Origin of the sequence: Streptomyces sp. NPDC056948 (assembly GCF_042674225.1) — a bacterium.
GTDB classification, from domain to species: domain Bacteria; phylum Actinomycetota; class Actinomycetes; order Streptomycetales; family Streptomycetaceae; genus Streptomyces; species Streptomyces purpurascens.
Genome location: NZ_JBHUQX010000437.1, coordinates 1 through 7,533, shown reverse-complemented (window position 1 = coordinate 7,533; position 7,533 = coordinate 1). Strand labels below are relative to the sequence as shown.

The following is a 7,533-nucleotide window of genomic DNA, read 5'->3' as shown; positions in this document are numbered from 1 at the left end:
CCGCTCGGCGGTGGGCAGGCCCCTGGAGTGTCGGCGGAGCGTGCGGTCAGCGGACCGCGTTGTTGAACTGCGCGGGCCGGACGAAGGCCAGGGCGGCGACGCCCAGCAACGGCAGGAACGTGACCTGGAGCAGCCCTGCCCGGCTCCAGCCGAAGGCCTCCACGAGGGCGGCGAAGAGCAGGCCCGAGAACGCCGCCGGCCCGTAGTAGCCGGTGACGAAGAGGCCGGAGGCGCGCCCGATCTGCGTCGGCCGGACGGCCCGCTGTATCGCGCTGTTGGTGTTGGGGTAGATGAAGCCCAGCCCGAAGGCGCCCATGAGGAAGGCGAACACGCACTGCACGCCCACCGCGGCCCGCGTCTCGTAGATGCACACGCTGATGACCGAGACGGCGAGCAGACTGAGGATCAACAGGTTGCGCTGGTTCACACGGTCACCGAGCCAGCCGCCGAACAGGGCCGTCATGCCACCGAAGCCGAGGAGGCTCATGGCCAGTGCCGCCTGCTCGGGGGAGTAGTGCAGCGAGCTGATCAGGTACGTCGGGTACAGGCCGAGGAACCCGTAGATGGCCACACCGCTGACGACGGCGTGGACGGTCAAGGCGATGGTGTTGCGGTTGTAGGCGGAGACCGGCATGAAGTCGTACGTCCTCGTCGAGACGACCTTCTCGACGGAGGTCTCGGTCAGGCCGGCCTTCACGAGGAACAGGGAGGCGGCGGCGATCAGCAGCCCCGCCGTGCCGAACAGGTAGAAGGGCGAGTGCCAGGTGCCGTGCATGCTCATGAGCTCGACGCCGATCAGCGGCGCGATGAACACGCCGACGGAGTAGCCCACGCCGATCACGCCGAAGGCGAGGCCGCGCCGGTGGGCGAAGAAGGCGCCCATCGCCGCGAAGATCGCCGCGGACTGCATGCCCTCACCGAAACCCGAGACGACCCGGTACAGGGTCATGTCGGCGAAACCCGTTGCCAGCGGCGTGGCCATCGTGCCCAGGGAGTAGATCACGATGCTGACGAGCAGCACGGTCTTGCGCCGGAAGCGGTCCAGGAGGTAGCCCGCGGGCAGGCCCGCCAGCGCCATGCCCAGGGTGAAGTTCGTGGCCAGCAGCCCTCCCTGTTCCAGGGAGAATCCGTACTCCTGGCGGATATTGGGGAGCAGCGGAGGGAAGACCTGGCGGTCCATCGCATTGACCATGTAGGAGAGAACGATCAGCAGGAAGCCCAGTCCGATCACGGTCCGGGAAAGGGGAGGACTGCTGATTCCCTCCGTGTCGTCGGCGGGCACTGCACTGGTGTCGACTTGCGCTGCGTGAGTCATTACGGCTCCTGAGGAGGAATGGGCCACGGCAGGCCGCGGCGGACGCATCGCCGGTACGGGGAGATGCGCACGGCGGCCGGATGCGGTGAGGCGATAAGGGGTGAGCTGAACACGGCTCGGTAGAGCCGGCATGCGGCGAGGACCGCCGACCGGCGAAATGGGGGGCGAAAGGGCAGCCGCGCGGTGGGATGCCGCGTGCGGAATTCAGCCGTGCGTCGCCCGTCGGGACGTCCGTGGCTATGGCGTCGTCGACAGCCGGATCTCGTGCGGCCCATGCTCTGGTAACACGGTCGGCGTTGCCAGAACGATGTAGGGAAGTTCCGGGCGCGTCAAGATGTGAACGCCGGAATTCTTCGGCGGTCCGAGTTTCCTCCTGGTAGCCGGGTCTTTGTGGGCTGGACGGACCTCTCCGCGGGGCGTCCGGCGTTCTGCTTCGCGTCTCGCTCTTGACGCAGGGAAGCCAGCCAGTGCTATCGTTAGCATCGCGTGGCTATGACAGAGTGATACGACGTGCCCCGGCATCCCTCGACCCGTGGCGTGGCGCCCCGACCGACCACAAGTCGGCGAGCGCCGACACCCCACCCGAGCCCTGCGAACCTCTCCACCCCACCCACGGCGACCGAAGGCCTGATCAGGCGTGACATCGGCCGCCGTCCTGGATGACGATCAAACCTGCTGACCGGACGCGACCGGGCGGGACGCCCGGCCGTCCGCTGCGGCCGCACGATTCTGCGAGGACGACCTGCCATGAAACCACCGAGCCGCCCCGGCACCGTGCTGCTCACCGACTACGCCTGGCCCGACGACTCGGTCGAGCGGTCGGTCATCGAGAAGGCGGGCCACACCCTGGTGACCGGCCCCGCCGAGCCATCCTCCGCCGGGGCGATCGAGGAACTGGTCGCCGAGCACCGCCCTGCCGGCATCCTGACCTGCTGGGCGCCGGTCTCCGGAACCGCGATCGGGACCTCGCCGGATCTCCGTGTCGTGGCCCGGCTCGGAGTGGGCCTGGACAACATCGCCGTGGACGCGGCCACCGAGCGGGGTGTGTGGGTCACCAATGTGCCGGACTACTGCGTCGAGGAGGTCTCCGACCACGCCGTCGGCATGGTGCTGGTCTGGACGCGGGGCCTGGCCGTCTTCGACCGCGAGGTCCGGGCGGGCCGCTGGGACCCGGCGAGCGCCCGGTTGCGCCGGCTGTCGACACTGACCTGCGGCATCGTCGGCTTCGGGAGGATCGGACGCGCCACGGCACGCAGGCTCGGCGTGTTCGGCTGCCGGATCCTGGCCCACGACCCGCACCCGCCGCGGGACGTCGCCGGAGTGGAGATGACGGGTCTGGAAGAACTGCTGCGCCGTAGCGACGTGGTGATTCTGCACGTGCCGCTCACGCCCGCCACTCACCACATCATCGGAAGCGAACAGCTGGCGCTGATGCGGCCGGGCGGTCTGCTGGTCAACGTCAGCCGGGGTGGCCTCGTCGACACCGACGCGGTGATCAAGGCGCTCGACAGCGGGCATCTGGACGGCGCCGCCTTCGACGTCCTGGAGACTGAGCCGGACGTTCCCGCCGGGCTCTCGGCACAGCCCGGGGCGCTCCTCACCCCGCACGTCGCCTTCTCCTCCGACGCGTCGGTCATCGAGCTGCGCCGCCGCGCCGCCGAGGAAGTCGTACGGATCCTCGCGGGCGTGACCCCGGCCCACGCCTGCAACACCCCTCGTGATCTGCCCGCCGGTTCGGGTGACCCGCGATGAACGCGAGCTCCGCGCAGATGAGCCCGGCCCCCGGGCCCGGCCACGCGCTGACGGACTTCCTGACCACCCAGGGCCTCGCCGAACCGGGCGAAACCGCTCGCTGGACGCCGTTGGCCGGCGGCGTCTCGTCCGACCTGTGGCGGGTGGACCTGCCAGGACGCTCCCTCTGCGTCAAACGCGCCCTGGCCAAACTGAAGGTCTCGGCCGACTGGCAGGCACCGGTGTCACGCAACGCCTACGAATGGGCCTGGATGCGCTTCGCGTCCCGGCACCGCCCGGACAGCGTCCCCGGCCTGCTGGCCCACGACCCCGGAGCCGGCCTGTTCGCGATGGAGTACCTGCCCCCCGAGCGGTATCCGATCTGGAAGGCGCAGCTGCTGGAGGGCGAGGTGCGGCTGACGACCGCGGCGGCCGTCGGGGAACTGCTCGGCGCCCTGCACGCGGCGAGCGCGGGCGACGCGGCCCTCGCCGCGGAGTTCGCCACCGACGACAACTTCCACGCGCTGCGCATCGAGCCGTACCTGCTCGCCACCGCGGCCGCGCACCCCGCCCTCGCAGACACGATTCGAGGCCTCGCCGACCGCACGGCCACCACCCACTCGGCCCTGGTGCACGGTGACGTCAGCCCCAAGAACATCCTCGTCGGCCCGTCGGCGCCCGTGCTGCTGGACGCCGAGTGCGCCTGGTACGGGGACCCGGCCTTCGACGTCGCCTTCTGCGTCAACCATCTCCTCCTCAAGAGCCTGGTGGTGCCCGGACGCCGCAGCGAACTCCTGCGCTCCGCCCGGGCGTTGGCCGAGGCGTACGCCCGCTGTGTCGACTGGGAGCCGCGCCCCGCCGTCGAGGAACGCGCCGCGACACTGCTCCCGGCGCTGCTGCTGGCGCGTGTGGACGGCAAGTCCCCGGTGGAGTACCTCACGGACGACCGGCACCGGCTGTTCGTACGAACAGCCGCGACTGCCCTGTTGCGGGCGCCGGTTCCCACGATGGCGGACGTCGTGGACACCTGGGAAACCGCCCTGTCGGCCCCGATCGAACCCGTCGGCACCCGGTCCGACTGACCCGACCGATGTGCCGGGTCCGACTGACCCGGCCGAGGAGAGACATATGCGCAGAGTCGTCACCGGCCATGACGGGAGCGGCAGGTCGGTCGTCGTCAGCGACGGCCCGGTGCCGCGGAGCCGGGAGTTCGCCAGCCTGCCGGGCTGGGTGTCCCGGCTGCCGTGGGCCACCGAACCGGGCGAACAGGCCACTCGGACAGGGGAGGACCCCACCCCGAACATCACCAGCCTGCTGCCCGCGCCCGGCGGTACACGATTCATCGTCCTGACCTTCCCGCCGGAATCCGCGCTGGCCGACCCGGCGTTCGACCCTGTCGCCTTCGACCGGGAGCAGCGGGCCGACTCGCCCGGCATCGCCGAACTCATCGAACCCGACGGCATGCACGCCACCCCGACCGTGGACTACGGCATCGTGCTGCAGGGCGAGATCGTCCTCGAACTCGACGACGGCCACTGCACGTCGCTCTCGGCAGGCGACATCGTCATCCAGAACGGCACCCGCCACGCTTGGCGCAACCGCGGCGACCAGCCGGCCACGATGGCGTTCGTCCTCATCGGCACGGGACAAGGTGACTGACTGCGCCGGGCCCGGACAGATGCGCAGCGCAGGCCGCTCGGCCATGCCATCGGCGGTGTAAGGGGCGATGAGTGCCGGGAGGAACCCAGGACGCTGAGGCTGCCTTGGCCAGGAGCGTGGCCCAGGTCTGTGACTGGGGCCAGTCGCCGGAGTAGAGGACCTGGGATGCCGACGTGGAGATGCCCGTGCCGCCGATGGCGAAGGCCAGGACGATCAGCAGACCGAGCCGACTCCGAACCAGGTCGAGTGGGCCGTCAACATGGCGATCCGCGGCGAGCTGCGGTCCAAGTGGATCAAGCAGGGAGGCTGGCGCTCAGGCCTGGGCACCGTCGACCCGCAGGGACTGTTCCCGGCCCCCTCTCTGAAGGGCGGCGGGCGCATCCCCGCCCAGGTGCTGCTGGGCGTGCTCGCGCAGGAGTCGAACCTGTGGCAGGCCGAAGGCGGTGCCATCCCCGGCCAGATGGGCAACCCGCAGGCGGCGATCGCCGGGTTCTACGGGCACAAGGGCGAGACGTCCGAGGCGTACTGGAGGATCAACTGGAACCTGTCGGACTGCGGCTACGGCGTCGGCCAGGTCACCGACGGAATGCGACTGGCCGGCCTCGAGAAGCCCGACGAGACGTCCCTGCCTCCGGCGAAGCAGAAGGCCGTGGCCCTGGACTACTCGGTCAACATCGCCGCGTCGATGTACATCCTCGCGGACAAGTGGAACCAGGTGCACACTGCTGGCCAGACCATCACGGTCAACAACGACGACCCCTCGAAGCCGGAGAACTGGTTCGCCGCGCTGTGGAACTACAACCTCGGCTTCAACCCGAACAACGGTGATGGCAAGCCGTGGGGCCTGGGCTGGTACAACAACCCGGCGAACCCGACCTACCCGCCCTCGCGGCACCCGTTCATGTCCGACCCGCGCGACGCGGCGAAGCCCCAGAACTGGCCGTACCAGGAAAAGGTGATGGGCTGGTCCGCCTGGTCCATGGACACCGGCTACTCCTACGGCACCGACGGGCGCCAGGACTGGCCCGGCGAGTCCGGATTTTCCAGCGCCGGTTTCCGGCCCGCCTGGTGGATCAACCCCGGCCAGCGCGACCGGGTCAAGCCGCCGCTGGACGCGTTCTGCAACGCCACCAACAACTGCAACGCCGCCAACCCGCCGGACTGTCCCGACGCCAAGTGCTACGAGAAGTACTGGTGGCGCGGCTCGAACGTGACGTGGAAGCCGAGCTGCGCCACCGACTGCGGCAACGAGAGCATCAAGTACGTCACCCTGCGCGAGGAACCGGGCCGCGGCACCCGGCTGAAGCACGGCACGCCGGAGTGCGGCGCCGCACCCGTTGGGGCGCTGATCGTGGAGTCCGTCCCCGACAACGTCGACACCTACAGTTCCTGCGGATCGTCCGGCACCGACGCCGGGAACTTCCAGTTCACGTTCCATCCCAACCCGGCGGCGACCGGACCGGGGCTCGGCCCGTTCGAGGCCAAGGGAGACCTGCACCAGATCGGCGGCGGACACGGCGGTCACTTCTGGTACACGCACACCCGCGACACCGCCCATCTCGGCGGCCCCGGCGCACGGATGACCATCGACGGCACCTGGACTCTCGGCCGCACCGTCGAGTGGGCCCGGGTCTTCGCTCACATGCCGGACACCGGGGCGCACACCCAGCAGGCCCACTACGTGATCAAGGGAGTCGCGGGCGGTGACCGCCACCGCTACGTCAACACCCACTTCAGCAAGAACACCTGGGTCGAACTCGGCGTCTACCGCTTCACCGGCACCCCGCGGGTGGAACTGACCAACACCACCGACGACGGCACCGCGGACGAGGACATCGCCTGGGACGCCGTCGCCTTCCAGCCGCTGTCGGGCAAGCCGAAGCACATGGTCGTCGCCATGGGCGACTCCTACACCTCCGGTGAGGGCGCCGGAGCCTATTCGCCCGAGTCCGACAGGGACCACGGAAAGAGCAGCTGGAACGCCTGCCGGCGCAGCCCGAACGCGTGGCCCCGCAAGGTGACTCTCCCGGGCCAGACGAAAAGCGTCGGTGCGCTCGCGGACAGCTTCGATCCGGCGCTGGGCTTCCAGTTCACCGCCTGCTCCGGAGCCAAGACGCCCCAGATGACCGAGGGAGACCCCCCCAACGGCTGGGGGAACGATGGGAACTTCCACGAGAAGACCCAGATCGACTCAGGGGTGCTCAGCACAGACACCACTCAGGTCATGCTGACCATCGGCGGAAACGACGCGCGATTCGACAACAAGATCCAGACGTGTGTCATGGAAGGGTGCCCGTCGGAGGCCTCGATGAAGGCAGACATCGACAATGCCGTAGCCGAGACTCGCACGGTGCTGGAACAGATCCACGCCCATGCGCCGAACGCGACGATCTCGCTGATGGGCTACCCCTTGCTCTTCAGCCGCACTCAGGCGTGCTCGACCTTGGTGAGCGCATCCCAGCGTGTCATTCTGAACGACATGGCCAAGTACTTCGAGGACGAGCAACGCGAACTGGCCCTCTCCCTGAGCGCGTCCAACGTCCGGTACAAGTCTCCGCAGTCGGCGTTCGAAGGAAAACGCATCTGTGATTCGCCGGAAGGGATCAACGGAGTAGTGGCCGGGCCGAACGGCGACGGCGACTTCCACCACGGCGACAAGAACACCCAGCTCTGCTGGTGGTTCACGGGAGACACCTGCCTCAGCCGGGAGAGCTACCACCCGAACCAGACAGGAACCAGCGCCTACGCACAAGCGTTCACGACGGCCGGCCCGATGGCAGCCGTCACACGAGAGGACCAGTGAGGACGAGCATGTCTGATCACGGCAC

At 69.1% G+C, this 7,533-nt stretch carries 5 protein-coding genes; 4 read left to right on the top strand and 1 reads right to left on the bottom strand.

Annotation, left to right across the window (positions count from 1 at the left end):
- Nucleotides 1-46 precede the first annotated feature (46 nt).
- Nucleotides 47-1,315, bottom strand: coding sequence for an MFS transporter (locus tag ACFTZL_RS37430; protein ID WP_382592621.1), 1,269 nt, complete (start codon nt 1,313-1,315; stop codon nt 47-49).
- A 747-nt stretch (nt 1,316-2,062) separates the two neighbouring features.
- Here ACFTZL_RS37430 and ACFTZL_RS37425 point away from each other — a divergent pair.
- The 4 genes from ACFTZL_RS37425 (at nt 2,063) to ACFTZL_RS37410 (ending at nt 7,508) form a co-directional block, all read left to right on the top strand.
- Nucleotides 2,063-3,067: a C-terminal binding protein gene (locus tag ACFTZL_RS37425; protein ID WP_382592618.1), complete on the top strand. Its 1,005-nt coding sequence runs from the start codon at nt 2,063-2,065 to the stop codon at nt 3,065-3,067.
- On the top strand, nt 3,064-4,128 hold the full coding sequence (locus ACFTZL_RS37420; RefSeq protein ID WP_382592615.1) for a phosphotransferase family protein: 1,065 nt from the start codon (nt 3,064-3,066) through the stop codon (nt 4,126-4,128). Before ACFTZL_RS37425 ends, ACFTZL_RS37420 begins: the two co-directional genes overlap by 4 nt.
- Nucleotides 4,129-4,174: 46 nt before the next feature.
- On the top strand, nt 4,175-4,705 hold the full coding sequence (locus ACFTZL_RS37415; RefSeq protein WP_382592612.1) for a cupin domain-containing protein: 531 nt from the start codon (nt 4,175-4,177) through the stop codon (nt 4,703-4,705).
- Between the two features lie 259 nt (nt 4,706-4,964).
- Nucleotides 4,965-7,508 carry an SGNH/GDSL hydrolase family protein gene (locus tag ACFTZL_RS37410; RefSeq protein WP_382592609.1) on the top strand — a complete coding sequence of 848 codons (2,544 nt, stop codon included), beginning with the start codon at nt 4,965-4,967 and terminating at the stop codon, nt 7,506-7,508.
- Nucleotides 7,509-7,533: the final 25 nt, after the last annotated feature.